Origin of the sequence: Brevundimonas sp. 2YAF1, from assembly GCF_052114745.1 — a bacterium.
Lineage (GTDB): Bacteria > Pseudomonadota > Alphaproteobacteria > Caulobacterales > Caulobacteraceae > Brevundimonas.
Genome location: NZ_JBFRFI010000009.1, coordinates 76669 through 102167 on the forward strand (window position 1 = coordinate 76669; position 25499 = coordinate 102167).

The 25499-nt window shown below is 63.0% G+C and carries 21 protein-coding genes and 1 tRNA gene; 17 read left to right on the top strand and 5 right to left on the bottom strand.

Annotated elements, in window-relative coordinates:
* Positions 1 to 71: 71 nt before the first annotated feature.
* The 13 genes from AB4Y68_RS12780 (at position 72) to AB4Y68_RS12840 (ending at position 18916) form a co-directional block, all read left to right on the top strand.
* A complete protein-coding gene (locus tag AB4Y68_RS12780; RefSeq protein WP_441456135.1) occupies positions 72 to 2951 on the top strand; it encodes a TonB-dependent receptor in 2880 nt (959 codons plus the stop codon).
* A gap of 15 nt (positions 2952 to 2966) precedes the next feature.
* Positions 2967 to 4601 carry an AbgT family transporter gene (locus AB4Y68_RS12785; RefSeq protein WP_441456136.1) on the top strand — a complete coding sequence of 545 codons (1635 nt, stop codon included), beginning with the start codon at positions 2967 to 2969 and terminating at the stop codon, positions 4599 to 4601.
* Complete coding sequence (locus AB4Y68_RS12790) at positions 4594 to 6450, top strand: CocE/NonD family hydrolase (RefSeq protein WP_441456137.1); 1857 nt, start codon at positions 4594 to 4596, stop codon at positions 6448 to 6450. Before AB4Y68_RS12785 ends, AB4Y68_RS12790 begins: the two co-directional genes overlap by 8 nt.
* Positions 6451 to 6453: 3 nt before the next feature.
* Positions 6454 to 7383: a LysR substrate-binding domain-containing protein gene (locus AB4Y68_RS12795; RefSeq protein ID WP_441456138.1), complete on the top strand. Its 930-nt coding sequence runs from the start codon at positions 6454 to 6456 to the stop codon at positions 7381 to 7383.
* A 310-nt stretch (positions 7384 to 7693) separates the two neighbouring features.
* A complete protein-coding gene (locus AB4Y68_RS12800; protein WP_441456139.1) occupies positions 7694 to 8434 on the top strand; it encodes a hypothetical protein in 741 nt (246 codons plus the stop codon).
* 110 nt (positions 8435 to 8544) lie between these two features.
* A complete protein-coding gene (locus AB4Y68_RS12805) occupies positions 8545 to 9651 on the top strand; it encodes a Fic family protein (protein WP_441456140.1) in 1107 nt (368 codons plus the stop codon).
* Positions 9652 to 9742: 91 nt separating this feature from the next.
* Positions 9743 to 10360: a hypothetical protein gene (locus AB4Y68_RS12810; RefSeq protein WP_441456141.1), complete on the top strand. Its 618-nt coding sequence runs from the start codon at positions 9743 to 9745 to the stop codon at positions 10358 to 10360.
* Between the two features lie 233 nt (positions 10361 to 10593).
* On the top strand, positions 10594 to 13569 hold the full coding sequence (locus AB4Y68_RS12815; RefSeq protein ID WP_441456142.1) for an ATP-binding protein: 2976 nt from the start codon (positions 10594 to 10596) through the stop codon (positions 13567 to 13569).
* Positions 13566 to 15425 (top strand): response regulator receiver domain, encoded by a 1860-nt coding sequence (locus AB4Y68_RS12820; protein WP_441456143.1) that lies wholly within the window; start codon positions 13566 to 13568, stop codon positions 15423 to 15425. The genes AB4Y68_RS12815 and AB4Y68_RS12820 overlap by 4 nt, the downstream gene beginning before the upstream one ends.
* A gap of 44 nt (positions 15426 to 15469) precedes the next feature.
* The gene (locus AB4Y68_RS12825) at positions 15470 to 16519 is read left to right on the top strand and encodes a DNA cytosine methyltransferase (protein WP_441456144.1); all 1050 of its coding nucleotides are present in this window, start codon (positions 15470 to 15472) and stop codon (positions 16517 to 16519) included.
* 4 nt (positions 16520 to 16523) lie between these two features.
* Complete coding sequence (locus tag AB4Y68_RS12830) at positions 16524 to 17507, top strand: HNH endonuclease (RefSeq protein WP_441456145.1); 984 nt, start codon at positions 16524 to 16526, stop codon at positions 17505 to 17507.
* A 39-nt stretch (positions 17508 to 17546) separates the two neighbouring features.
* Positions 17547 to 17954 (top strand): very short patch repair endonuclease, encoded by a 408-nt coding sequence (locus AB4Y68_RS12835; RefSeq protein WP_441456146.1) that lies wholly within the window; start codon positions 17547 to 17549, stop codon positions 17952 to 17954.
* A 104-nt stretch (positions 17955 to 18058) separates the two neighbouring features.
* The gene (locus AB4Y68_RS12840; RefSeq protein ID WP_441456147.1) at positions 18059 to 18916 is read left to right on the top strand and encodes an HNH endonuclease; all 858 of its coding nucleotides are present in this window, start codon (positions 18059 to 18061) and stop codon (positions 18914 to 18916) included.
* Positions 18917 to 18977: 61 nt separating this feature from the next.
* Here AB4Y68_RS12840 and AB4Y68_RS12845 read toward each other — a convergent pair whose 3' ends face one another.
* The 4 genes from AB4Y68_RS12845 to AB4Y68_RS12860 form a co-directional block, all read right to left on the bottom strand.
* Complete coding sequence (locus AB4Y68_RS12845) at positions 18978 to 19301, bottom strand: DUF2293 domain-containing protein (RefSeq protein ID WP_441456148.1); 324 nt, start codon at positions 19299 to 19301, stop codon at positions 18978 to 18980.
* A gap of 8 nt (positions 19302 to 19309) precedes the next feature.
* Entirely contained in the window at positions 19310 to 21118 is a 1809-nt protein-coding gene (gene traI / locus AB4Y68_RS12850) for a TraI/MobA(P) family conjugative relaxase (RefSeq protein ID WP_441456149.1), read from the bottom strand.
* The gene (locus AB4Y68_RS12855; protein WP_441456150.1) at positions 21115 to 21444 is read right to left on the bottom strand and encodes a plasmid mobilization protein; all 330 of its coding nucleotides are present in this window, start codon (positions 21442 to 21444) and stop codon (positions 21115 to 21117) included. The genes traI and AB4Y68_RS12855 overlap by 4 nt, the downstream gene beginning before the upstream one ends.
* A gap of 395 nt (positions 21445 to 21839) precedes the next feature.
* Positions 21840 to 22436, bottom strand: coding sequence for a hypothetical protein (locus AB4Y68_RS12860; RefSeq protein WP_441456151.1), 597 nt, complete (start codon positions 22434 to 22436; stop codon positions 21840 to 21842).
* 113 nt (positions 22437 to 22549) lie between these two features.
* Here AB4Y68_RS12860 and AB4Y68_RS12865 point away from each other — a divergent pair, with 113 nt between their 5' ends.
* Both AB4Y68_RS12865 and AB4Y68_RS12870 read left to right on the top strand, forming a co-directional pair.
* Positions 22550 to 22798 carry an XRE family transcriptional regulator gene (locus tag AB4Y68_RS12865; RefSeq protein ID WP_441456152.1) on the top strand — a complete coding sequence of 83 codons (249 nt, stop codon included), beginning with the start codon at positions 22550 to 22552 and terminating at the stop codon, positions 22796 to 22798.
* Positions 22799 to 22941: 143 nt separating this feature from the next.
* Positions 22942 to 23805, top strand: coding sequence for a tyrosine-type recombinase/integrase (locus tag AB4Y68_RS12870; protein WP_441456153.1), 864 nt, complete (start codon positions 22942 to 22944; stop codon positions 23803 to 23805).
* 94 nt (positions 23806 to 23899) lie between these two features.
* Here AB4Y68_RS12870 and AB4Y68_RS12875 read toward each other — a convergent pair.
* Positions 23900 to 23989 (bottom strand) — tRNA-Ser (locus tag AB4Y68_RS12875).
* 102 nt (positions 23990 to 24091) lie between these two features.
* On the opposite strand from AB4Y68_RS12875, the gene msrA reads away from it, so the two are divergent.
* Positions 24092 to 24799 carry a peptide-methionine (S)-S-oxide reductase MsrA gene (gene msrA, locus AB4Y68_RS12880; RefSeq protein ID WP_441456154.1) on the top strand — a complete coding sequence of 236 codons (708 nt, stop codon included), beginning with the start codon at positions 24092 to 24094 and terminating at the stop codon, positions 24797 to 24799.
* Positions 24799 to 25140: an MmcQ/YjbR family DNA-binding protein gene (locus AB4Y68_RS12885; protein ID WP_441456155.1), complete on the top strand. Its 342-nt coding sequence runs from the start codon at positions 24799 to 24801 to the stop codon at positions 25138 to 25140. Before msrA ends, AB4Y68_RS12885 begins: the two co-directional genes overlap by 1 nt.
* Positions 25141 to 25499: the final 359 nt, after the last annotated feature.

Genomic DNA, 25499 nt, shown 5'->3' on the forward strand with positions numbered 1-25499 from the left:
CCTCCGGCTCAATCGCACGCCTCGATCAAAAACAGGGGCGGCACAGGGCATCGGAAAATCGGGGAGTGACTATGTCGGTATCGGTGAACGGACAGGCGCGACGTCTGCGCAACGGCGCGGCGCTGGCGGTGCTGGCCTGGGTGGGCGCGGGCGCGGCATGGGCGCAGGATCAGGCGGCGGCGCAGCCCGAGGCGAGCACCTCGGTCGGCGAGATCGTCGTCACCGGCTCGCGCATCCAGCGCAAGGACGCCGACTCGGTCGGGCCGGTGCTGACCCTGACCGCCGAGGACATCAAGAACTCGGGCGCGACCTCAATCGGCGAACTGCTGCAGAAACTGCCGTCGGCGGGCGTCAGCCTGAACAGCAACGGGACCCAGGGCACCTCCTACGGCGCCTCCTCGATCAATCTGCGCTACCTCGGCGGGGCCGAGGGCAGCGGCAACCGCGTCCTGGTTCTGGTTGACGGCCACCGCTGGGTCGACGGCGTGGGCCAGCGCGGCTTCCGCGACTTCGTCGACCTGAACACCATGCCGCTGGGCATGATCGAGGGCATCGAAGTGCTGAAGGACGGCGCCTCGGCCATCTACGGCGCCGACGCCATCGCCGGGGTGGTCAATATCCAGACCCTGCGCGACTTCGACGGCCTGCGTCTCAGCACCCGCTACGGCTCGACCGATCGTGGCGACGGCGAACAGTTCCAGGCCATCGCCAACTGGGGCAAGCGCTTCGACAATGGCGCCCTGGTCTTCTCGGCCAGCTATGTGAAGGACAGCCCGATCCTGACGGACGACCGGGATCTGACGCGCACCAGCTTGGTGCCGGTGACGACGCCGGGCACCAGCCCCTATGGTCTGTTCATCCTGCCGGGCCTGGCCAACAACGCCTACTTCGGCACGGGCGCGGGTTTCGCTTCCTCGGCCTCGCCGATCGTCGCCAACGGCCTGGCCGGCTACGGCGCGGGCGCGGCGGCGGACAACAGCTTCCACACGGCCGCCCTGCCGGGCGACTACTACAACACCCAGGCGCAGGGCATTTACACGACTGGCCCCAGCGAGCGTTACGGCTTCTATGGCCGTTATCGCGGCGACCTGTCGGACAAGCTGTCCTTCCACGCCGAGGCCCTGTTCAACCGTCGCGTCTCGGATCAGATGTTCTCGCCGGTCCTGCTGGACATCGGCGGCACGGCGGGCACCATCCGCGGCTTCAGCCTGCCGTCCACCCACGCCTTCAACCCGTTCGGGACCGCCAACGGCGTGCCGACCGCCAACGCCCTGGCCTTCGCCGCCAATCAGGCCTGGCGCGTGCGCAAGGTGATGACCGACGTGGGCAACCGCGACAACGTCCAGGACGTGAAGACCTATCGCTTCGGCGCGGGCTTCGACGGCGAGGTCAGCCTGTTCGGTCGCGACTTCAGCTGGGACGCCTACGGCAGCTACGCCCGCAACGAGATGAAGTCGTCGGCGCTGAACGGGATCAACTACGAGAACCTGTTCCTGGGGCTGGGCGCGCCTGCGACCTGCGCTGCGACGGCGGGCTGCGTCCCGGTCAACCTGTTCGCGCCGATGACGGCCGAGGCGGCGAACTTCATCCGCTACACCACGCGCGAGACGAACAGCACCGAGATCTATGATCTGGCGTTCAACATCACGGGCGACGTCTATGAACTGCCGGCCGGTCCGCTGGCCGTGGCGGCGGGCTATGAGTATCGCCAGAACAAGGCGACCGACGCGCCCGACCCCTACGTCAACGCCACGCCGAAATACCTGTCGAGCGCCTACACCACCACCACGGGTCAGACGCGGGTGCCGACCACGGGCCAGTACAGCCTGCACGAAGCCTATCTGGAAGTGGCCGCGCCCCTGCTGCGCGACCTGCCGATGGCCGAGAGCCTGGATCTGAGCCTGGCGGCCCGCTACTCGAACTATGACACGGTCGGCGACGCCACGACGATGAAGGTCGGCGTGGGCTGGCGTCCGGTTCAGGACATCCTGGTGCGCGGCACCTGGTCGCAAGGTTTCCGCGCCCCGTCGATCCTGGAGCTGTTCCAGGGCGGCCGCGAGGTTTCCTTGCAGGTCATCGACCCCTGCAACGGCGGCGCTTCGGCCAACCCCAGCCTGCCGGGCTGCGTCGGCGTGCCGACCGGCTACAACCAGAGCGGATTCAACCTGAACGGCCTGATCCCCGGCACGACCTCGGGCAATGTCGATCTGAAGCCTGAAACCGCCGACACCCTGAGCTTCGGCGTCGCGGTCAAGCCGCACTGGGTTCCGGGCCTGAGCCTGACGGTCGACTGGTACGACATCAAGATTCAGGACGCGATCGCTTCCCAGTCGCCAGCCCAGATCATGAGCCTGTGCGCCACGCGCGGCGGGGTCTATTGCTCGCTGATCACCCGCGATCCCTCGACCGGCGCGGTGCTGAACCTGGTGCAGGGCGCGCAGAACCTGAACGAGATCCGCACCTCGGGCGTCGACGCCACGGCGCGCTATGAGTTCAACACCGCGATCGGTCGTTTCGCGGCCGTGATCGACGGCTCCTACCTCAGCGAGTTCTCGACGGTCAGCCCCGATCCGGCGGGCGGCGCGCCCATCGTCGACGACCGGGCCGGCAAGGGCGACCGTGCGCGCTCGACCTATCCGCACTGGAAGGGGCAGACCTCGCTGCGCTGGAGCGACGGTCCGGCGAACCTCATGTGGCGCGGCCGCTATATCGGCGAAAGCACCGACATCGTGAACACCGTCAAGGACGACAAGACCGACGCTGTCTTCTATCAGGATCTCGAGGCGGGCTATCGTTTCGACCGTTACGACACGACCCTGACGGTCGGGATCAACAACGTCTTCGACGTGATGCCGCCGGCGTCCTACGCCAACGCGCCGATCAATTTCGACATGTACACCTATGACGTGCGGGGCCGCAGCGCCTACGTTCGCCTCGGCTTCCAGTTCTAGGATCAGGCGTTTTCCATGAGGGATACCGAGGCTCCGCCGGCTGACATCGGCCGGCGGAAACGGAGCTGGCTCGACCGGATCGAGGCGCTGGGCAACGCCCTGCCGGATCCGGTCTTCATCCTGCTGTTCTGCATCGGCGTGCTGGTGGCCGCCTCGGTGGTGGCCGACTGGACCCAGTGGAGCGCGATCAACCCGGTGACGGGCGAACGGCTTCAGGCCCAGAGCCTGCTGTCCGAGGCCAATGTCGCCCGTCTGCTGGTCGATATGCCCAAGACCCTGACCAGTTTCCCGCCTCTGGGGCTGGTTCTGGTGGTCATGCTGGGCGCGGCGGTGGCGGAAAGGTCGGGCCTGTTCGCGGCCCTGCTGGGCGGCGGAGTGAGGCGGCTGCACACCCGCTTCCTGTCGCCTGCCATCTTTGTCATCGGCCTGATGTCGCACCATGCCTCGGACGCGGCCTATGTGGTGCTGATCCCTCTGGCGGCGCTGGTTTACGCCAAGGCCGGGCGCCATCCGCTGGCGGGCGTGGCCATCGCCTATGCCGGCATTTCGGGGGCCTTCGCGGGCAACGTCCTGCCGGGACAGTTCGACCTGCTGATGCTGGGCATAACCGCCCCGGCGGCGCAGCTTCTGGACCCCGGCTTCAGCGTCAATCCTCTGGGCAACTGGTGGTTCACCCTGGCCATCGGCGTGGTCTTCACCCCCATCGCCTGGTTCCTGACCGACCGCGTGGTCGAGCCGCGTCTGGGGGCGTGGACCGGCGACAACACGGCGGGCGAGGCCGAGGCTGCGGGCCTGGGCGTTCTGGGGCTGGATCAGAAGCGCGGCCTGCGTCGCGCAGGGCTCGCCGCCTTGCTGGTGGTCGGCCTGTTCGCCGCCCTGACCCTGTGGCCGGGGTTCAACCCTCTGGTCGATCATGAGGCCGTCGGGCCGCGCCGTCTGGCCCCCTTCTACGGCGCGCTGATCGCCGCCTTCATGCTGCTGTTCGTCGCGACCGGCTGGGCCTATGGGGCAGCGGCCGGGACGATCCGCTCGCACCGCGACCTGGTGAAGATGATGGCCGAGGGGCTGAAGGGGATGGCCCCCTATATCGTCCTAGCCTTCTTCGCCGCCCACTTCGTGGCCATGTTCAGCTGGTCCAACCTGGGGCCGGTGCTGGCGGTCAAGGGCGCGGAAGGGCTGAAGGACCTGGCCCTGCCGCTGCCGCTGCTGCTGGTCGGCCTCTTGATGATGTCGTCGGTGCTGGATCTGGTCATCGGCTCGGCCTCGGCCAAGTGGAGCGCCATGGCGCCGGTCGTAGTGCCGATGCTGATGCTGCTGGGCGTCTCGCCCGAGATGACCACGGCTTCGTACCGGATGGGCGATTCCATCTTCAACATCGTAACCCCCCTGGCCAGCAACTTCCCCCTGGTGCTGATCATGTGCCAGCAGTGGAAGCCCAAGTTCGGCGTCGGGTCGATGATCGCCCTGATGCTGCCCTACAGCGCCGCTTTTGGCGCGGCGGGGATGCTGCTGATCCTGGCCTGGGTCGGGTTCCAGCTGCCGGTCGGGCCGGGCGCGCCCGCCGCCTATCACCTGCCGTCGCCGCCGGCCGCCGCCAGTGCGCCTGTCGCCCACAAGCCCGTCTCCGGGAAGGCCGACGCCGTTGACTGACTTGCCGATCCTTTCCGACGTCCGCGTCCTGCGTGACGTCATGATCCCCATGCGCGACGGCGTCCGTCTGGCCGCCGACATCTACCTGCCCGAAGGCGGGGAGGGGCGTCTGCCCGCCCTGCTGGAACGCACCCCCTACGACCGGCGCGGGACCAACCACGCCGACCGTACGGTCGCCGACCCGACGCCGCGCTCCAAGCCCGAGATGGCGGCCGAATTCGCGCGCGGCGGCTATGCCTATGTCCTGGTCGACTGCCGGGGGCGCTATGGTTCTGAGGGTGTCTTCACCAAATACGCCAACGAGGCCGAGGACGGCTTCGACGTCATGGCCTGGCTGACCCAGCAGGTCTGGTGCGACGGCCGGATCGGCACGCTGGGCCTGTCCTACGGCGCGCACGTTCAGGCGGCAGCGGCCTGTCTGAACCCGCCCGGCTTGAAGGCCATGTTCATGGACTCCGGCGGGTTTTCCAGCGCCTTCCACAGCGGCGTGCGTCAGGGCGGGGCGTTCGAGCTGAAGCAACTGACCTGGGCGATGAAGCACGCCCGGCTGTCGCCCGCCAGCCAAGCCGATCCCGCGCGTCTGGCCGCCCTGGCCGCCGAGGACGTGCGTGACTGGATGGCGGTCAATCCGTGGCGGCCGGGCCAGACGCCGCTGGCCGCCGCGCCCGAATACGACGCCTTCATCCACGAGATGTGGAGCCGCGAGACCCTGACCGATTTCTGGCGCGCGCCCGACGTCTGCGCCGCCTGCCACGACGAGACCTTCACCGACGCGCCCATGGTCTTCATGAGCAGCTGGTACGACCCCTACGCCCTGTCGGCGACCGACAACTACGCCCGCCTCAGCGGCAGCAAGATCGGGCCGGTTCGGCTGGTCATGGGGCCGTGGACGCACGGTCAGCGCTCGATCGCCTTTGCCGGAGACGTGGATTTCGGCTCCCAGGCGACGCTCGACGGTCACCTGGCCCCCGACTACGTGACCCTGCGCCGCGCCTGGTTCGACCTGTGGCTGAAGGGGGTGGGCGCGCCCGACTATCTGGCCTCGCCGGTCAGCCTGTTCGTCATGGGCGGCGGCTGCGGGCGGCGCACGCCTGAGGGCCGGCTGGACCATGGCGGGCATTGGCGGGCCGAGGCCGACTGGCCTCTGCCGGGCACGGTCTTCACCGATTTCCACCTGCACGCCGACGGCGGTCTGTCGCCCGATGCGGCCCAGCCCGGGGAGCGGGTCTGGCGTCACGACCCGGCCCGTCCCGTGCCGACCATCGGCGGCGCCATCGCCTCGGGCGCGCCGGTCATGGAGGCGGGCGGCTTTGATCAGCGCGAGGCGCCCGGCCTGTTCGGTGCGACCGCGATCGACCGCGCCCTCGCGGACCGCGACGACGTTCTGGTGTTCCAGTCCCCGCTGCTGGACGAAGCCGTCGAGGTGACGGGGCCGATCACGGCGCGCCTGTCGGTGTCGTCCTCGGCGCTGGACACGGACCTGATGGTCAAGCTGGTCGACGTCTATCCGCCCAGCCCCGACTATCCCCTGGGCTACGCCCTGAACTTGACCCACGGCGTGCTGCGCCTACGGTTCCGGGACTCCTTCGAGGCGCCGCGCCCGTTGGTTCCGGGTGAAGTATATGACGTCGAGATCCAGTTGTTTCCGACCAGCAACCTGTTCGCGGCGGGGCACCGGATCCGCGTCGACGTGGCCAGCAGCAACTTCCCGCACTTCGACGTCAATCCGGGCACAGGCGCGCCAGCGGGCGAGGTCAGCGACGCGGTGGTCGCGATCAATCGCATCCATGTCGGGCCAGCGGCGCCGTCGCGGCTGGTCCTGCCCATCGTTCCAGCGCGAAGGGGCTGACTGATGGCGCTGGTCTCGGCCGGCGCCCGGCGTCCTATCCGGCTGCGCGCCATGCGGGCGTTCCGCGCCATCCTGCAACTGGGATCGGTGACGGCCGCCGCGCGTTCGCTGGGCCTGACCCAGCCCGCCGCCAGCCGCCTGCTGGCCCAACTGGAGCAGGATCTCGGCTTCGAACTGTTCCACCGCGACCGGGGCCGACTGGTCCCGACCGCCGACGGCCTGATCCTGTATGAGGAGGTCGAACGCGCGTTGGACAATGTCGACCGGGTTCAGGATTTGGCCCGCGACATCTCGGATTTTCGCGTCGGTCATCTGCGTCTGGTCGCCCCGCCCAGCTTTCTGGAAGCGGTCCTGCCCGACGTTATCGCCGCCTTCCTGGACCGGTATCCGCGCGTCCACCTGTCGATCGATTCCCACGGGGTCGAGACGGCCAAGGGGATGATCGCCGCGCGCGCCGTCGATGCAGGCTTCGTCAAGCTGCCGCTGAACCGCGACGACCTCGAGGCGCGCACGGTTCTGGTCAGCGAAACGGCCTGCGTCCTGCCCTGCGATCATCCGCTAGCCGCCCTGTCCGAGATCACGGCGGAGGATCTGAAGAACGCGCCCCTGGTCCTGCTGGGGCAGGGACGGCGGTTCCGCGCCCAGGTCGAGGCCGCCTTCGCCGAGGCCGGCGTCGCGCCCCGCGTCCGCGTCGAAACCCACACCGTCGCCTCGTCCTGCGCCTTGGCCGCGCGCGGCGTCGGCGTCGCCATCGTCAACGAACGCCTGGCCCAGGCCTATGTGCGCGACCAGATGGTGCTGCGCCGCTTCAGTCCTCCCATCCTGCACGAATACGCTTTCGTGGTTTCCAACAGCGTCAAGCCGTCACGCCTCGCGGAGGCTTTTCTCGCGCTTGTGCCGTTAGCATCAGCCAGCCCGACGGACTGCGTGTGACACCTCTTGTTCGGGGGCACCGACCGCAACTCGTTGAAGAAGAAAAGAACCCTTAGGGGGTGGCGGACAGAGAGGAAGTCGTTTCTTCTCATGAATTCCACGCCTTACGCCGTCTAACGGGGTGTAAGGCGCATATTGAAATCCCTAGGGATTTTTCTCGTTTGGCTAACCCCTCGGGACGCCTCTCGGACACAAAAAACCCCGCCGGCGTTGCAGCGCTCGGCGGGGTTCGAATGGGCTTGGCACAACACTCAAGGCCGCAGCTATCTTACCCGCTGCCCTGCCCGGTCGCAACGTCGGAGGTTCGCCAATGAGCCGCCGCCTCGATCCTGAGAACTTCGTCGCCGAGAAGCTGGCTTGGCATCAGCGGATCATGCATGACCCCGCTGTTTGTCGGTCCGCCAAATCCGTCGCCAGCCTTCTCCTCCATGACCTCAATCCCAGCGAGGGCGGCGCCTGGCGGGGCCAGGGCAGCATGGCAGCCAGTCTCGACCTCAGCGACAGGCAACTGAGGCGTCTGCTCAAGCAACTCGAAACCGCCGCCTATTTGCAGATCGAAGTTCAAAAAGGTCGCGGTCGGACCAACATCTACCGCGCCACCCTTCCTGCTGATCAGGCTGAAGCCCCTCAAAAGCGGACATCCACGACCGGTCAAATCGCTGAAAACCGGACACAGGTGACCGCTCAAACGCCAAAAAACCGGACATCCACGTCACGAAAACCGGACATGGGCGTCCGACAATTCCTTTATGAACCCATTAATAGATTTCCGCCGCCCGAACGCCGGCGACCGTCCAGCGGCGAAGGCAAACTCGCGTCGGTCGATCCATTCTCGCAGGCCGACATTCGGGAGACGGTGAGCCGGCTCCTTGGTGAGGGCCGGACAATCAGCTACCTGGACCCTGCCGCTTGGGATGCCGACGGCCACCGGATCATCTGCAGGAGTTCCATCGGCTTCACCCGGCTCCAGGAGCTGGTCGGCACCGCCTTAGCCGCGAAGGGCGTATCCATCGCATTTCGGCCCCGCGAGGCCGGGCACATGGCGGCTTGAGCGATGGCGTGCGCGGCAAATAACCCGCCTATTACCCGCAAGATATGCGGCAAATACATTTGCTCTTGCGGTGAACACCCCTCACATTCACCGCACATCGAGCGTTGAATATGACCTACATCCATGAACGGAACGATTGGACCGGCTTCCGCTGGGATGACAAGGCCCTCGCCCAACCACTGGCCGCCGTCCGCCACCGCCAGGGTAGGTTGATTGGGCGGATGGAAGCTCTCGGCTTCCCACTGCGCGAGGAAGCCGTCCTTCGGACCCTGACGGAAGACGTGCTAAAATCTAGCGAGATCGAGGGCGAGGTTTTGGACCGCGATCAAGTCCGCTCCTCTATTGCCCGGCGATTAGGCATGGACGTCGCTGGCCTAGTCCCTGCGGATCGCAACGTAGAGGGCGTTGTTTCAATGATGCTCGACGCCACCCAGAACTACGCCCAACCCCTCACTGCCGAACGCCTGTTCGGATGGCACGCAGCTCTCTTCCGGACCGGACGTAGCGGTATGAACCGGATCACCGTTGGGGCTTGGCGCACGCCAGAGGGCGACCCGATGCAGGTCGTCTCAGGCCCTGTTGGCCGTGAACGCATCCACTACGAGGCGCCGGCGGCCGAACGGCTGGACGGGGAAATGACGTCGTTTCTCGACTGGTTTGAGACCGCCACGCCCGATCCTGTGCTCAAGGCCGCCCTCTCCCACCTTTGGTTCGTCACCATCCACCCGCTCGATGACGGCAACGGCCGCATCGCCCGCGCCATCGCCGACCTCGCTTTGGCCCGTGCAGAAGCAACCTCGCAGCGGTTCTACAGCATGTCCACCCAGATCAGTGCCGAACGGAACGCCTACTACGACAGGCTGGAGGCCACTCAAAAGGCCGACCTCGACATCACGCCTTGGCTGTTGTGGTTCATTGCTTGCTTGGACCGCGCCTTCGACGGCGCGGAAACCATCCTTGCGGGCGTCATCCGCAAGGCGCGCTTCTGGGAGGCTCTGGCTGGCCAACCGCTGAACCAACGCCAAAGGAAGGTTCTCAACCGCCTGCTCGACGGCTTCGAGGGCAAGCTCACCAACGCCAAATGGGCTGCGCTGGCGAAGACATCTTCGGACACGGCGTTGCGCGATATCAACGATTTAGTCAGCCGAGGACATCTTGTGCGAGATGCTGGGGGCGGGCGCAGCACCAGCTATTCACTACGCGAACAAACTGCTTGAGTTGGGGCAGTGCATCTTGCCCCCGGCGAGGTTTACGTCCCTTGGGAATCAAAACATCGTTCGACGAACTTGGCGCCTCGGAGCTTGGTTCATGTCGATTTACAAGATTGCTGAATTGGTTGCTGATCGAAACGCGGCAACTGAAATGGCTCAGGACGTCATGGAGCTAAGTCAGGCTGGTTTGTTGAATGAATGGGAGGATAAGTTCGTCAGGCCGCTTATCATAATGCTCAATCAGGTGCCGCTGTCGCCCCGCCAAGCTTCTACGCTTTATCACATGTGGATAGAGCGCCGGCGACGAACGGAGTCTGACGGGGTGGCAATATCCTCCGCAGTGGCGTGCTTAAGCGCCATTCGATGGGATCTCGACGACGATGAGAGGAGCGTTCTGGACGAGGTTGCAGATCGGAAGCACGAGTTTGTACAGTTGGCCGATCTTAATCGGATAGCCCGTGTCGCCCAGAGGCATGGTCAGCATTTTTCGCCTGCCAGGCGCGGATGGCGCGTCCAATCCGAAGAGGATGAAAGGGCTGTCCACGAGCTTGCCCGTGATCTGATGTTGCCCAAGCATCCGCAGCGCGCAAAGCGTCAACGTCCTCAAACATATTCCAAGAAAGATAAGGGTTGCAGCAACGATCTGACCCCCCTGACGAGAGCGCTTGACGCGCTTGAAGCAGCCTTGAGAAAAACCTCTCCACAAACCGGCTAGTCTACGCTGTGCGGTCAAGGAAGCTGCAGTCACGACTTGAAGGCAACTGAAGACCCAACTGTTCTGCGGATCAACGGCCGAGATTCCGCACGTTAAGGATCCAAGGATCGGCGAATCGACGCGACAACCTCAGAGCGTGTACAGCGAAGGTAGTTGTTTACCGAAACTTGTTATTCCAGACTGGCTAAGAGGCGCAAGCTGACCCGCAAAACAGGATAAGGCGCCCCGACCTGATGATCGACCAGATTTCCTTTCAGACAGCGGCGCGCACGGTCGATCATCTGGGCCGAGAACAGATTGCCGACACTCCGACAGCGATCTCTGAACTGTGGAAGAACGCGTACGACGCGTATGCTCGGTCGGTTGAGCTGAACCTCTATGATGGGGATGTGCCCGTCGCCGCCCTTCTGGACGACGGGCACGGCATGAACCGCGACGATTTCGTAAGCCGATGGCTCGTTGTCGGCACCCAGTCGAAGATTTTGGCCGATACGACCTCTCCGGCCGAGCGCAATGGGTTGCCGATCCGGCCGCGGCAAGGCCAGAAGGGAATTGGGCGCCTGTCGTGCGCCAATCTTGCCCCTATCCTACTCTTCGTTTCGAAGCGTCGCGGCCAATCGTTCGTCGCCGCGCTCGTAGACTGGCGCCTGTTTGAGAACCCCTTCCTCACGCTTGGCGACATCCGGCTGCCCGTCATTGAGTTTCAGCAGCCTTCCGAACTGTTGCCCCAACTGCCGGCGCTCTCGGCTCAGCTCCTCCAGAATCTCGACGGTGGCTCCGACAAGGCTCATGCCGACCGGGTAAAGGCAGCCTGGTCATCCTTCGACGCGCTGCACACGGAGGAGGTGCGCCTCGGGACTGCCGTTCGCAACCGTGCGCCATCGGCGGCCGTGCGGGACGACATCACGAAGCTTCAGTTCAAAGATCGGCATTTCGCGCAATGGAGCGCGTGGACCGGCGCTTCCGATCACGGCACGGCCTTGCTGATGAGTGGCCTTACCTATGATCTGTCGGTCCAGGTTCAGGAGACGACCCGTAACTCGATCGCCGACAAGGCCAGTCGGAAGCTGGTTGAGACGCTCTCCAGCTTCGTCGATCCCTTCGTCGATCCGGCGCACCCCGAGCTGAATGCCGTCAAAACTGACTTCCGATACGCCGTCCGGACTTGGCGAGGCGATCGCGCCCAGCTGGTAGTCGGTTCGGACAAGCAGTTCGACCGGCACACAGTCGAACCGATGGAACACCAGCTAGAAGGCCGGATCGGAGCTGACGGCGTGTTTCGTGGACGCGTTAAGGCCTTCGGCGAGTGGCGGGACGGCGAGTGCGTCATCAATCCCCCTGCGGACATTAGCGGCAGCGGGCGAGCGGACACGCTTGTGGGGCCGATCGACCTCTACATCGCATCGATGGAATTTTCCGGAGCCAACACGACCCATACCCAGCAGGAGTTCGTCCGGTTCAAGGAGCTGGCAGAACAGTTCTCTGGGTTCCTGATGTTCCGTGACGGTCTGCGAGTCATGCCCTATGGGCGGCCCGACAACGACTTCTTCGAAATCGAATCCCGGCGCACAAGAAGCGCGGGCCGGGAATTCTGGAACCAGCGACAGATGTTCGGCAGGCTGGCGATCAGCCGGGCCCGAAATCCCAACTTGAAGGACAAGGCCGGGCGCGAGGGCCTGGTCGACAACACCGCAGCGAAAACGCTCAAGAGCTTGGTCGAAAATATCCTCAAGGAGTCGGCACGATCCTTCTTTGGTTCGGCGTCCGCTATCCGGGCGGAGCTCCTGCCGGAAATCCGCAACGCCAATGCTCGGGAAAAGGCAGCAGCGGCGCGCGAAAAGCTAAAAACCCGGCATCGGAACGAATTTAGAACCCGGCTCCCCCAGTACCTGAAGGAGGCGACGAACCTCTCCAATGACGTTCATCGTTTCGCGGCCGAACTGAAACTCGACCGCGAACAGAGCATCATCAATGCCCAAACCGCGATCGAGTCTTTTCAAGACCGATTTCTCCGGCTGCAACTTGGCGAACCGCCAAAACCTCTCGGAACGCTGGAGGAGGGTTACGGTCGTTATCGACGCGAGATGGGGGGGGTCCAGCGCGAACTGCAAGAGTCTGTGGGGCGTCTACGCCTGCATGTTTCTTCCTTCACGTTCGACAATCCGACCGAAATCCTGGCCCAGCAGATCGTCCGCAATCGACTGCAGGTCAAAGCGCGGGTTGATGGTTGGCGCGACGAGATCAGGGCACTCCAGGTCGAGGAAAGGGAGCGGATCGATGCGATCATCGTCACCCGGCAGACGGCGTTTTCCTCTTTCGCCGATCCCATTCTCGATCACCTGAAGTCGGGCGAGATCGATTTCGCCGAGGCTTCTCGCCTCGTTGAGGAAATCCGCATTCGGGTGGACCGCGAGAATGCTGAGACCCTAATTCCCTACATCGGCGCTCTCGAGAGTCTGCGAGACAGCATCGACTTACAGAATCTAGCGACCGCTGGGATCGAGGAACTGTCCGAACTGCGCGTGGAGCTGGATAGGCTGAACAGCTTGGCCCAGCTTGGGATCGCCGTGGAAATCGTCGGTCATGAACTGCAGTCTTTCGACGACATCATCGCCGCAGGTCTGCGCGCGCTCCCAGCCGCTGTGCGAGAGTCCAAAGCGGCAAAGGATATTGAGTTCGGTTACGAGGGCATCACCGACCAACTTCGCTTCCTGTCACCGCTTCGGCTAGCGGGCCAGCGGATAGAAAAATGGATCACCGGGGCGGACATCGCCAGCTATCTCCATGAATTTTTTGACCTTACCCTGAAGCGGAACAAAGTTCGGCTGACGGCCGACGACGACTTCCTTCGCTTCCGCGTGTTTGATCAGCAGTCGCGCCTGTTTCCGGTGTTCATCAACCTCGTCAACAATAGCCTGTATTGGGTCGCCACCGGCTCGAACAAGGACCGCGAGATACGGCTCAGCGTTGTCGATGGTCTTGTCGTGGTGTCGGACAGCGGTCCCGGTGTGGCGGCCGAAGACGTCGAGAATCTGTTCGGCCTGTTCTTCACCCGTCGAGCTAGGGGGGGGCGGGGCGTGGGTCTTTATCTCAGTCGTGCCAACCTCGCAGCGGGTGGGCACAGGATCAGCTACGCGACGGGCGGCCCTACACATGTGCTCGACGGCGCCAATTTTGTCATCGAGTTTCGCGGGGGCGAATTTCTGTGAACGATGAAACCTATAAGCGATTTCTCGAGGATGCCTTTGTTGCACCTCTTCGCTCTGTGCTTATCGTAGACGACGACTATCCGACGTTCGAAGAAATGTTGCTGAAGCCAAAGTCTCGGAGTGCGCTCGCGCGAGCGTCTCGCGCCAAAACTTGGCGCAAGGATCCCGAGCGCGTTCAGTCTATTATGAACAGTTTCAGGAAGTCTTCACCTCCGCTGCTCGTGGACATTCACGATGGATTTAATATCACGTCCGGCCGCGAGTCCGCAGTCGCCGAACATCTACATCAATCCGACCTGCTGGTCCTGGACTATTCCCTAGACAAACGGAACCAAGGTGACGGCACCAAGGCCATCGAGATTGTTCGGCGTATACTGGCCAACGACCATTTTAACCTGGTAGTTCTGCACACCAGTGAGAACCTCGAAAAAGTCTTTCGAGAAATGCTCGTTGGGCTTCTTGCTCCGAACGGCGCGCTCCTGACAAACGACGAACGCGAGGCAATGCTCGCTCACATCGGCCAGTTTGAAGACGCCGAGCCCGACATTCTCTCACGTCTCGATGCCACCCTGAGCGAGGAACACTACCTCGCCTTCCGCTATCAAGGTAATGGCTGGCCCCTGCGGCCACCGGAAAATGCGCCTCCGATAGCGGCATTTGCGGCAGCGGCGGCGCAGCTCGGATATACTCGCTTCCCCGACCAAAAACGCCTTGCGCATTTCCTGTTCAGTCGCCGGGAGGCCGTCATGGCCACACGTATGCTGCAGAAGCCGATCCCCAATCTTTCTTGGTCAATCGGCGAGCGCCCTTGGATCCGCTCGGATGCTGGGTTCATTGCCTTCACGGCCAAGCAGGATAAGGCCAACCTCCTTGACGAGCTCGTGGAATCTCTGATGGCGTGGCGGCCACCCCCCTCTCGGCTGTTTCTGGCGAAGATGCGCGCACAGATAGACAGGTCCGGCGTCACTGCAGAATCGACGGCCCTGGGAAACAAGGCGGTACTGGCGCGATGGTACAAGACACTGCTCGAGGCGGATGAATCGTCGCGGGAGTACCTCATTCAAGAGAGCGTCGGTCGTCACTCGGACCTACTAATGGCCGAGATCCTACCTGCCGTATCCAAGTTCGCAGACGAAATGATCCGGGCTGATGCGGCAGATGGCGCAGTAACCGAACTTTGCAAGCGCTACTTCGAAGTGGACTTCGCCAAAGATTCGGCCATCGACAATGCCAACACAGAGCACAATGTCTTCGTCTGCAGCAAAAAGCCGGAGGGCCACCACCTGGCTACCGGGCACGTCTTTTATGCCGATAATGCGACTTGGGTTTGCCTGACGCCGATGTGTGACCTGGTTCCGGGCCAGAAGACCAAATCGACCCGGTACGGCAAGATGGCTGGCACGATGCCGTTCGTGGCGGTCCGGCTACACAGCGTGAAGGTCACGACTGCGAAGGACGTTTCGTCCAATCGCTATATTTTCCTGCGCATCGACGGAGATGTGAAAGCCTTTAGTCTAGTTGAGAAAGAGGGAGCTAATCCTCACTGGTTCAACCTGTACGCGGCAAATGAAGGCCGCTTCAAAGGCGGCGGCTTCAGCTTCAGGCGTGTCGAGCTTGACAGTCGAGGAACGCTGCGGGCGAAGCCGTTCCGGGCGGAGATAGTTGGACAGTTGCGGTACGAGTACGCGCTGAACTTTATGAATCGTCTGGGCTCGTCCATGACGCGCGTCGGCCTGGATTTCTTGGGGCGCGATGATGCACAGGATGGCATCCCCGCCACCGCTGCCGACCCGATCCCTGCCGTCGAGGCCGCCAACACGCGCCGTTCCCCAAATGTTCTTGACGAAGCGGTATGAACAGGTCTTTTCCTGAACTTTTCGAATCGTGAGATCGAACGCCAATGACGTACAAGCTCATCGATCTGTTCGCTGGCGCCGGAGGCATGTCGCTGGGCTTCCGCAACGAAGGCATCGAACCCATTCTCGCATTGGACAACGACGCCCACGCAGTTGAGACTCACAAACTCAATTTCGACGGCGAGGCCTATTGCGCCAATATCGAAGAATGGCTTCAAACAGCCAGTATCCCTCAGGCGGATGTCGTGATCGGCGGCCCGCCATGCCAAGGCTTCAGTCTTCTCAATAAGAAGCGGGACGGTGACAGCCGACGGGCCCTGTGGGAGCCTTATCTCGAGATCGCGAACCGTTCAGGCGCTCGCGTTTTCATCATGGAGAACGTCGCCGAGTTGTTCCGATCGCCGGAACTGGAGGCGATCCGTGCCAAGGCGGGCGAGTTCGGGTTCGAGACCAAGGCTTCGATCGTGAACGCAGCCGACTACGGCGCGGCCCAAACGCGCAAACGCACGATCGTCGTCGGCTGGCGCTCGATCGCCGAACCCGACTTTCCACCGCGCCCTACCCACGCCGACCCCGGAAAGAAGCTGAATTTGCCGCCATGGCGAACCGTCCGCCAGGTCATCGGCGACCTGCCCGCACCCGTGGGCACGGAGATCGGTACGGTGGCACCGTTGGACCTCCATTTCGGACGCACCCCGACCGACCGCAGCATCGCGCGCTACAAATCCGTCCCGCTCGGCGGCAATCGTTTCGATCTTCAGCGCAACGCGCCGGAGCTGACGCCCGACTGCTGGATACGCAAGACATCGGGCGGCACCGACTTGTTCGGCCGCCTGTGGTGGGACCGGCCGTCGGTGACAATCCGGACAGAGTTCTTCAAGCCGGAAAAGGGCCGCTATCTGCACCCGGAACAACACCGGCCTATCACCCACCGCGAAGCCGCTCGCATCATGGGTTTCCCCGACGACTTCGCGTTCGTGGGCAACAAGACCCAGATCGCCCGCCAGATCGGAAATGCCGTTCCGCCTGCCTTGGCGGCAGCACTGGGGCGAATGGTGGTGCGGATGCTCAATCCCCTAGCGATGAGCGCCTAGAACATTGACGGACCTGTCGTCGCCCGGACCCGTCGATCGGTCGGCGGAAATACTGCGGCTGAAGGCGTTGTTGGACGCCTTCGCCGAACGCTTGGCCCATGCAGATCTCAGGGACCAGGTCCGCAGTCTCATTCCGGTGTTCCACGAACTGCGAAGCTTGGGCTGCGGACTTCTTCCAGAGAACCCCGGATCAGCTAGGGATCGGATCATCGCCTATCTGCGCCGGTACCCAATGACGCTGATCGACGGCGATGAGCTGCTCGTCATATCCGGTATTGGCGAATGGGCACGGCGAGTCCGGGAGTTGCGTGTTCAGTTCGGCTGGTGGATCTACACTGGCGTCACGCTCCGAGAACTCGCGGAAGAGAATCCGGAAGCCGCCGCCGATCTCAGCGAACGTCTGGGGGTGCCGATCAACCGGATCCGCCCGGACCACTATCTCCTAGTCAGCAGCGAGCAGGATCGGGACGCGGCACATCGCTGGAACTTGCTGAACGGCATTCGCAAACAGGAGATGGGCGTAAAAGCCAAGATTCTGGCTTATCTGCGGGCCAACGTCGGAATGCCGGTTACTTTGGAAGAGCTGCGCTACCTGGCCGGCGACCGAAGTGAATGGGCTAGGCGCGTGCGGGAACTCCGGACAGAGGACGGCTGGCCCATCTTCACCCGGATGCAAGGACGCCCAGACCTGCCTGTCGGCAGCTATGTCCTTGACGAAGACAAGCAAGCGCCAGAGCACGACCGTCAGATTCCCGATGACGTGCGCGTGCAGGTTCTCGAGCGAGATGGGTTCGCTTGTCGACATTGCGGCTGGAAGCGGGAACAGCTGAGGCCGGAAGATCCACGGAAATTCCTGGAGCTGCATCACGTCCAGCATCACAAGGATGGGGGTGCCAACACACCCGATAACCTCGTCACCCTGTGCAACGTCCATCACGACCAGGTCCACGCGGGCAAACTCATTGCGCCCGACGCGGTTGAATCCTGAGCGCGGCGTGGGTCCGGCCCCCTATGGGCGAACTGCGCCTTGATCGACACCGTCGATCCGGTCCGTCGCAGCGCGATGATGGCGAAAGTTCGAGGCAAAAACACTGCCCCGGAGCTGCGCGTGCGACGCGTTGCGCATGGCATGGGATTGAGGTTTCGACTTCACCGGAAGGATCTTCCCGGGACGCCCGATCTCGTGTTCGCGAAGCACCGGCTCGTCGTCTTCGTACATGGTTGTTTCTGGCATCGCCACGAAGGGTGTCGGCGTGCGACGACGCCGAGCACCCGCCAAGAATTTTGGAAAGCGAAGTTCGCTGCGACCGTGCAGCGGGATGCGCAACAAATTCGAGCTCTCCAGGCCGCAGGATGGCGTGTGTTGGTCCTTTGGGAATGCGATCTCAAGGATGACGAAGTGCTGAAGACCCTATTGACCGACGCCACCGCATAGGCGGCTACCGCAGGTGCTCTCGCTGCCTGGCCGAAACGCAGCCTGGTGCGCCTTAATCGAACCTGGCATGGTCACCAGTCGATCGATTGCCCGGAGCATGCGCGATGGCGCCAGCCCAGCTGATACCGGGTCTGAAATACAGTCGGTTGGCCCTTTACACGATTCTCGGCGTGCCCGAGGACAAGCGGAAAGGAGATTGGCTGACGGGCTACACCCGTTTCAACGACGCCTTCTATGTCTTTGCCACGGTGGGCGTCCCAGGCCGCACCGGGCACGACTACTCAAACTACTGGGAAGACGATCGAACCCGTCTCGTCTGGGAAGCAAACGGCCGCAGTCACATTGGCCAACCCCAGGTCCAGGCGATGGTCGGGAGAGCCCTGCCCGTTCACATTTTTACGCGAACACGCGATCGCGAGCCGTTCGAATACCAAGGCATCGCGATCGCGGAAACTGTTCGCGATACGCGTCCCGTGTGCGTAACGTGGGTATTCGAGCTGCCTTTGGCCAAGCCTCCAGCGCTTCTCAGTGCACCAGATTTGAGTGCCGACATCGATCCTGTGACGGAAGGCGAATACCTGCGCGCGCAGCGTTTGGGACAGGCCAAATTTCGGTCGGATCTGCTCAAACGTTGGAGCGGCCGTTGCGCCGTCACGCAGATCGCCATGCCAGAAATTCTACGGGCCTCCCACATAAAAGCATGGCGGGACAGCACCGCTCACGAGCGGATCAATCCCCACAACGGCCTCCTGCTCGCCGTGCACCTCGACGGCCTGTTCGACAGGGGCTTTCTGTCGTTCGGCGATGATGGGAGCGCGATCCTATCCAACGCGATAGCGCCCCATACGAGAGAGGCGTTCGCTTTACATCCGAAGATCAGGATCCCTAACCTGTCCGAACAGAACAGACATTTTCTTAGTTCTCACCGAGTTAAATACGGGGCACTACTTGGGTTGAACTGATCCGTCTAAGTTTAACATTTGCGCGAGATTCGACGAGCGAGTACACAGCCTCGGTTTGCATTCATTCGCTGTCCGCGAGCTTCAACCACGAGCGCAGCATCTCGTCGTGCTCCGCCTTCACCACCTGTCGGGCTTCGTCCCGCGTGAGCTTATGGCGGTGCAGGAGGGCGTCGTAGTCGGTCCGCTCGTGCCGGGCATAGGTGGACATCACGATGCCCACGGCCTGTCCAAGGCTGACCGGCGGCTGCCAAAGCCGGTCGGCGATCTCGCTGCCGAAACGATTAAGCAGTTCGGGCGGGAGCGCAGGATGTTTGTTGTCGAGGTGGGACAGCACCCGTTCGAGTGTGAACTGTGCGGCCTTCTTCGCGCGGCGTGACTTTGCCATTCGGGTTCCTAAAGGCTGAGCTCTGGGCCGCTTCGACCCCTTGAGTGATCGCGCTCCCACTCGGTCGGGATCAACCGGTCATCACCTCGCAGTTCAGCAATAGGCGTGGTCGCCCTTCGGACTGGCTCCGGCGCCGGATGTTTCCGCTCTTCCTCGTGCGCGACGCTTCTCCGCGCCTTCTCCAAGTCAGGGTCTGCGAACGTCACCTTGAAGATGGGGCGAAGCGACACTTCGAGAACCGCCGCTTCGAGGACCGCAGCCCGGAAGGCGGGGCTGCCTTCCACAACAAGCGGCTGGCCGGGGAAGCGATCCGACGCCAGGGCCAAGGCCAAAAACGCGGCTTCGCGTGACAGGGTGTCGGTCCGCACCTCGGCGGCTCGATCTGTGACGCGGCCCCCGTCCGGGGTCTGATAGACCACATCGCCGTTCCGCATGACCGTCGGCATGCGCGGCTGATACAGGACGTCCTGCACCGCTCGGAGATCCTCGGCCGTAATGATGTCGCCAAAGGCGCCACTTCGGCGAACCGTGCGCGACCTGAGAGCAAACAGCGCCGCCTCATCCCCACGCGATGCTTGCTCCTCGAGAAAACCCTGCCAGGTCGGAAGAGGATGCGCGGCCTTCACCGCCGCCCGGTCCTCGGCCAGGAGCCGGTCTCGCTCGACATAGGCCGACTTTCTGGACGCTTCGACGCGACCGAGAGCTTCGCGGCGCAGCGGCCCTCGCAAGTCGTGTCTTATGCGGATGCCCGCCTTCTCCTTGCGATAGTGCTCGCGGAGACGCTGGGCGTAGTCGCCGTGCCGCGTATTGACCTCGGCCATGGCGGCGGCTCGCCCTCGCTCGGCCGCCGTGCGGGCCGCCCGATAGTCGGCGTGGAGACGGCGGGCCTGGGCGCTGCGCTGGACGGCGCCGTCATAGGTCTGTTGCGGTCGCCCATAGTCGTAGGACTGCGCCTTGTAAGCGCCCAGACGGTCGGTCAGCGCCTTGGCGGACAGGCTCCGGTCGATGCTGCTGGCCTTCACCCAGGTTTTTGAGCCCGGCACGCCGGCAACAAGCCCTGCCCCCTTTGGCCGAAGCTCCAGGCCGTATCGGGCAAAGACCTCGTGAACGACCTCCCACGAGGAAGCCGTGGCGGCGGCCGTCAGAATGTCATCGCGCGCATGGGTGGCGATCCAGCCTGAAAGAGATTGGCGCCCGGAATGCGCCTCCATCGTCTTGGCCCGCTCCGGCGTGCGCGTCGGCTCAGCCTCTTGGCCAAGATTGCGGATCTGATCGCTGACCAGTCCATGGTTATCCAGGAGGAGATCATGCCGCAGCTCAAGCTCGCGACACGCCGCCATCAGCTTGGGGTAGTCGTTATGGGGGGCGACATTCCTCAGGGTCTTCGGGTGCACCTTGTTGATCGCCACATGGACGTGAAGATTGTCCGTGTCGTCGTGGACGGCGGAAATCCGTTGGTGCTCCGAGAAGCCTATGGCCGCAACGAGATGATCCTCGATGTCGCGGAGCTGCTCCAGGGTCGGCCGTTCGCCTTCGGGATAGCTGATGACCAGGTGATAGGACTTGTCGGACTGCGACCGCGTGTTCCGGGCCTGCACCAGTTCAATCTCAGTGATGGCCATCTCGAGATCGTCGTCGGCGCAGTTGGTCACCCGCGCAGCGACCACCCGATGCCCACCGCCGACGCGATCGACGACATAGCCGGCGAGCCGGTCGAAGGCCTGTTTGTCGGTGGGATGTTTGATGTCGAGGATGTAGCAGCCGAGCCGGGTATAGGCGCCGGCTCCCGCTTTGCGGGCGATGTGATGCGCGATCAAAGGGCGCGCACCTTGTGACGGATCTCCTCCGATGTAGCGGCGATCTGATCGACAAGGGCCGCGACCTCCTCAGGGCTCGCGCCCTCGCCGGGCCGCTGATCGAGCCAAAGCTTCAGAAGGTTGCCTAGGCGGTTGAGGTCGCCCCTGGTGCGGATGATCTCCTCGACCCGCTCGCCGTCCAATCGGGACTTAGGCTCGTACCCCAGCGTGAGCCGACGGACCAGCTCCGCCATCGACATCCCGACCGAGGCGGCAGTGGCCTTAATGCGCGCGTGCTCGTCGTCACTCAGCACTATACGAAGCCCGCGCTCCCGAGCGCCGCTCATGCTGCCGCCCTCCAAAACCCCGCGCCAGCGGAGCGTCGAGCCGAAGGCGAGTAAGCCGCATTGCGATGGAGGGAGCACCGCGAACTGATATCGGAATGCATATCCTGCCCTCTAACGGCAGGCAAAAGGACGCGATTCAAGGCAAGTGGGGCACACTTCCAACCGCGCGTCGCAGCTATTGCCTTGATTTGCCTTGTTTTGCCTTCCGACGCCACGAAACGCCGACGGCCGTGAAGGCAAGGAATCGCATCTATTCGCATCTATTCGCATCTATTCGCATCCTTTCGCATCTCATGAGGGCCCAGGACGCGAGGGGACCGGGCGGCGGCAGCCGGTCGGCGGCCTAAGCCAAATCGAACCGAACCGAGAGATGGGTGATCGAGACATAGTGACCGCTACGGCATCGCCGCCGCGATCCGCTTGATCGCCAGCTGATCGATCGCGCGGGTGACGGACATCCCATCCATGATGGCCCTATTGATCAGACGGTCCTTCATGGAGATCCCTTCCCAATCGTCGGGATAAGTCATGCCTGGGTTCTCCATCATCGTGTCGATGAACTGGATCTCCTCCTCTTCGACGACGATCTCCGCCCGCATGTGGGTTGCAGTGACCCTGATCTGAACTTCGTCCGACTGAAGGTCTCCCAGAAGGCTGCATTCCGGGGGTGCACGCCCATGTAGCAAGGCCGCATGGAACTCGATCATATGAGCCAAAGCGTCTTCGAACTTGATGTCGCCGATGAGCTCCATGTTCCGATTAAAACGCTCATGCCGCAGCTCACCAACAAGCTCGGTGATAGCCTCGCCTTCCTGCAAGGAGTCGGCCGACAGCATGACGATGAGGATCCGGGCGGCGTCCAATGATGAGAGGTGCTGAGCGCTTCTTCCTCGCCCTGTCGTCGAGATCATCCCGCCTTTGCGGAGCACAGCATAATAGGACGTCACCGTCGCCTGCGGACGAGCGATCGCTCCAGCGATCACCTTGATCATTTCGCCAGCTGTAGCCATGCCGCTCCTATAACGGAAAAAATCGGAATGAACATTGACAATCGTCCATTCTGAATATTTCCTATTGGAATGTAGTCCTCAACGCATGGCAGATTATGTCCCGCAAGCAGCCCGATTTTCCAAACAGCCTTCCCCCTCGCGGCCTGAGCCGCGACTTGGCGAGCCGATACATCGGCATCAGCGTCTCCAAGTTCGATCAGCTCGTTGACGAAGGAAGGATGCCGGCTGCCAAAAGAATAGACAGTCGTAAGCTGTGGGACCGTGATGCCCTGGACACGGCGTTCTGGGCTTTGCCCGAGGATGGCCCCGACCCTCAAGACAACCCGTGGGACGCGGCGGCGTGAAGAGAAAGCCGCCCCACGCCTCCTCCTACAGGGATGTCAGAGGAAAGCTCAGGTGGCGATATCGCCGCGTCGGCTTGCCCGAGTCTCAGACAACAGCCCTGTTTGGATCTGAGGATTGGTGGGCCTGGTATCATGGCGCGTCGGTGGCGCAGCCGAAGCCGGTGGCGTCCAGTCGAACGAAGGCTGGCTCCATCCATGCGCTCGGTGTTGCGTACTATGAATCAGCCGATTTCTTGGGGCTGCGACCGAGCACCCAGCGGACCTACAAGGGCATCTTCGACCGCTACCGCGACAAGTACGGCGACAATCCGGTGGCGCTGCTCGAACCCAGGCATATCCGGAATCAGATGGATAAGCTGGCGGCTCATCCAACCGCCGCCAACAACATGCTCAAGGTATTACGCGCAGTCATGCGGTTCGCGGTGGACCGTGGTTTCACGCGATCGGACCCTACAACAGGAGTGAGAATGCTGAAGTACAGAGCCAAGGGATTTCACACTTGGACCGATGACGAAATCGCCCAGTTCGAGGCCCATTGGCCCGTTGGTTCCAAACAGCGTCTGGGCTTCGATCTGCTGCTCCACACAGCCCAACGCTCGGGTGACGTGAGGCAGATGACCATTCATCAGATTGCAGGTGACAGAGTCATCGTGCGCCAGGAGAAGACTGGTCAGCCGATCGACATTCCGCAGCACCCCTGCCTGCAAGCATCACTGGCCGCCAGCAAGCTTGGGCATCTGGTGCTTCTGACCACGCCAAACGGACAACCGTACAGCGAGAAGGGCTTTGGGAACTGGATCAAGAAGGCGGCGGTAAGCGCTGGCCTTCCGCATTGCTCGGCGCATGGGCTGCGGAAAGCGGCAGCACGCCGTTTGGCTGAAGCGGGCTGCTCCGTCCACGAAATCATGGCGATCACAGGCCACCAAAGCCTCAAGGAGGTGGAACGCTACACGCGTGAAGCCAATCGACGGGGGTTAGCCGACGGCGCGATGAAGCGCGTGGGCTGAGGCACGAAGACGGAACAAATCTGTCTAACCAAATCGAACATGTTAGACAAACGGAGGTTTAAAATTATGATTTTACACGACTATTTTCACGGGGTGGCGGACAGAGAGGGATTCGAACCCTCGGTAGGCTTTCACCTACACACGCTTTCCAAGCGTGCGCGATCGACCACTCCGCCACCTGTCCGTTTCCACGACGTCGCCGTGTAGCCGCCGGACGGTCGTTCCAGCGGAGGCGAGGCTGATAGAACAGCATGACCCCCTCGGCAAGCGCCCTGTGACGTCCCATATGGGGGGAAGTCGATTTTGCCCCCGATTCTGCGAGATTTTTCTCATGTTGCTGCACAAGACCGCCGAACTGCCGACCGTCGAGACCGCTTTGCCTGGTCGAGAGATGCCTTTGGCGACCGATGCGACTCACTTTGTCCTCGGTCATGCGCTGAAGGGGCCGCACCCCGAGGGGGTCGAGACGGCGATCTTCGCCATGGGCTGTTTCTGGGGCGTGGAGCGGGTGTTCTGGTCGCTGCCGGGCGTCTGGGTGACGTCGGCGGGCTATGCCGGCGGGATCACGCCGAACCCGACCTATGAGGAGGTCTGCTCGGGCCGGACCGGGCATACCGAGGTGGTGCAGGTGGTGTTTGATCCGAAGGTCATTTCTTACGGCGACCTGCTGAAGGCCTTCTGGGAGAACCACGATCCGACGCAGGGCATGCGTCAGGGCAATGACCAGGGCACGCAGTACCGCTCGGCCGTCTATACGCTGAACGACGCGCAGCAGGCCGAGGCCGAGGCCTCGCGTGACGCCTATCAGGCGGCGCTGACGGCGGCGGGCAAGGGGATGATCACGACCGAGATCCAACCGGCGGGGCCTTACTATTTCGCCGAGGACTATCATCAGGGCTATCTGGCCAAGAACCCGGCCGGGTACTGCGGCATCGGCGGGACCGGCGTGGTCTGCCCCATCGGCGTGGGCGTCGATATGGGCGTGGGGGCCTGATGGACCGGGCGGGGGTCGGCAAGGTCTGTCTGGCGCTGCCGGGGACGACGCTGGAGCATCCGTTCGGCGACGACCACGACGCCTATAAGGTCGGCGGCAAGATGTTCGTCATGGTGGGGGCGACCGGCGGCGTGTCGTTCAAGGTTTCGGACATCGCCTATGAGGTGCTGACCGAGAGCGGCCGTGCGCGGCCGGCGCCCTATATGGCGCGCGCCAAGTGGGTGAACCTGCCTCAGATCGACGACTGGGCGGACGACGAATTGGCGGACCATATCGGGTCGGCGCACGCGATTATCGTTGGGAAGCTGACGAAGAAGGCGCGGGCGGAACTGGGGCTTTAGAATCCCTTTCCTCCCTATCGCGGAGCGATTGGGGAGGTGGATCGTCGCCGAAAAGGCGATGAGGCGGAGGGGGCGACTCCACGTCCGATCTCTGTGCCGCCCCCTCCACCGCTACGCGGTCCCCCTCCCCATGGAATGGGGAGGAAAGAGGAGGGGCGCATTGCACGGTGCGGCGAAAAAAAACAGTGCAATTGGTGCAATGACGGCGGGCGCGGCGATCCGAGGTCGGTCGGGCCGGGGAGCGGGCCTGGGTTCCTGAGCGGAGGAGGCGGGCGGCGATGTCAAAGAACGCGCGCAGCCTAAACCGGTGTTGAACCAAGGCGAGCAAAAGGGGGCGAGCGTCGATGGGAGTGACGAGA

Excerpts from the sequence above, each read along its gene's own strand:
- AB4Y68_RS12785 (WP_441456136.1), top strand. The coding sequence starts at position 2,967 with ATGAGGGATACCGAGGCTCCGCCGGCTGACATCGGCCGGCGGAAACGG.
- AB4Y68_RS12815 (WP_441456142.1), top strand. The coding sequence starts at position 10,594 with ATGATCGACCAGATTTCCTTTCAGACAGCGGCGCGCACGGTCGATCAT.
- AB4Y68_RS12795 (WP_441456138.1), top strand. The coding sequence starts at position 6,454 with ATGGCGCTGGTCTCGGCCGGCGCCCGGCGTCCTATCCGGCTGCGCGCC.
- AB4Y68_RS12800 (WP_441456139.1), top strand. The coding sequence starts at position 7,694 with ATGAGCCGCCGCCTCGATCCTGAGAACTTCGTCGCCGAGAAGCTGGCT.
- AB4Y68_RS12805 (WP_441456140.1), top strand. The coding sequence starts at position 8,545 with ATGACCTACATCCATGAACGGAACGATTGGACCGGCTTCCGCTGGGAT.
- AB4Y68_RS12845 (WP_441456148.1), bottom strand. The coding sequence starts at position 19,301 with ATGGCAAAGTCACGCCGCGCGAAGAAGGCCGCACAGTTCACACTCGAA.
- AB4Y68_RS12780 (WP_441456135.1), top strand. The coding sequence starts at position 72 with ATGTCGGTATCGGTGAACGGACAGGCGCGACGTCTGCGCAACGGCGCG.
- AB4Y68_RS12885 (WP_441456155.1), top strand. The coding sequence starts at position 24,799 with ATGGACCGGGCGGGGGTCGGCAAGGTCTGTCTGGCGCTGCCGGGGACG.
- AB4Y68_RS12825 (WP_441456144.1), top strand. The coding sequence starts at position 15,470 with ATGACGTACAAGCTCATCGATCTGTTCGCTGGCGCCGGAGGCATGTCG.
- AB4Y68_RS12855 (WP_441456150.1), bottom strand. The coding sequence starts at position 21,444 with ATGAGCGGCGCTCGGGAGCGCGGGCTTCGTATAGTGCTGAGTGACGAC.
- AB4Y68_RS12810 (WP_441456141.1), top strand. The coding sequence starts at position 9,743 with ATGTCGATTTACAAGATTGCTGAATTGGTTGCTGATCGAAACGCGGCA.
- AB4Y68_RS12865 (WP_441456152.1), top strand. The coding sequence starts at position 22,550 with ATGTCCCGCAAGCAGCCCGATTTTCCAAACAGCCTTCCCCCTCGCGGC.
- msrA (WP_441456154.1), top strand. The coding sequence starts at position 24,092 with ATGGGGGGAAGTCGATTTTGCCCCCGATTCTGCGAGATTTTTCTCATG.
- AB4Y68_RS12840 (WP_441456147.1), top strand. The coding sequence starts at position 18,059 with ATGGCGCCAGCCCAGCTGATACCGGGTCTGAAATACAGTCGGTTGGCC.
- AB4Y68_RS12860 (WP_441456151.1), bottom strand. The coding sequence starts at position 22,436 with ATGATCAAGGTGATCGCTGGAGCGATCGCTCGTCCGCAGGCGACGGTG.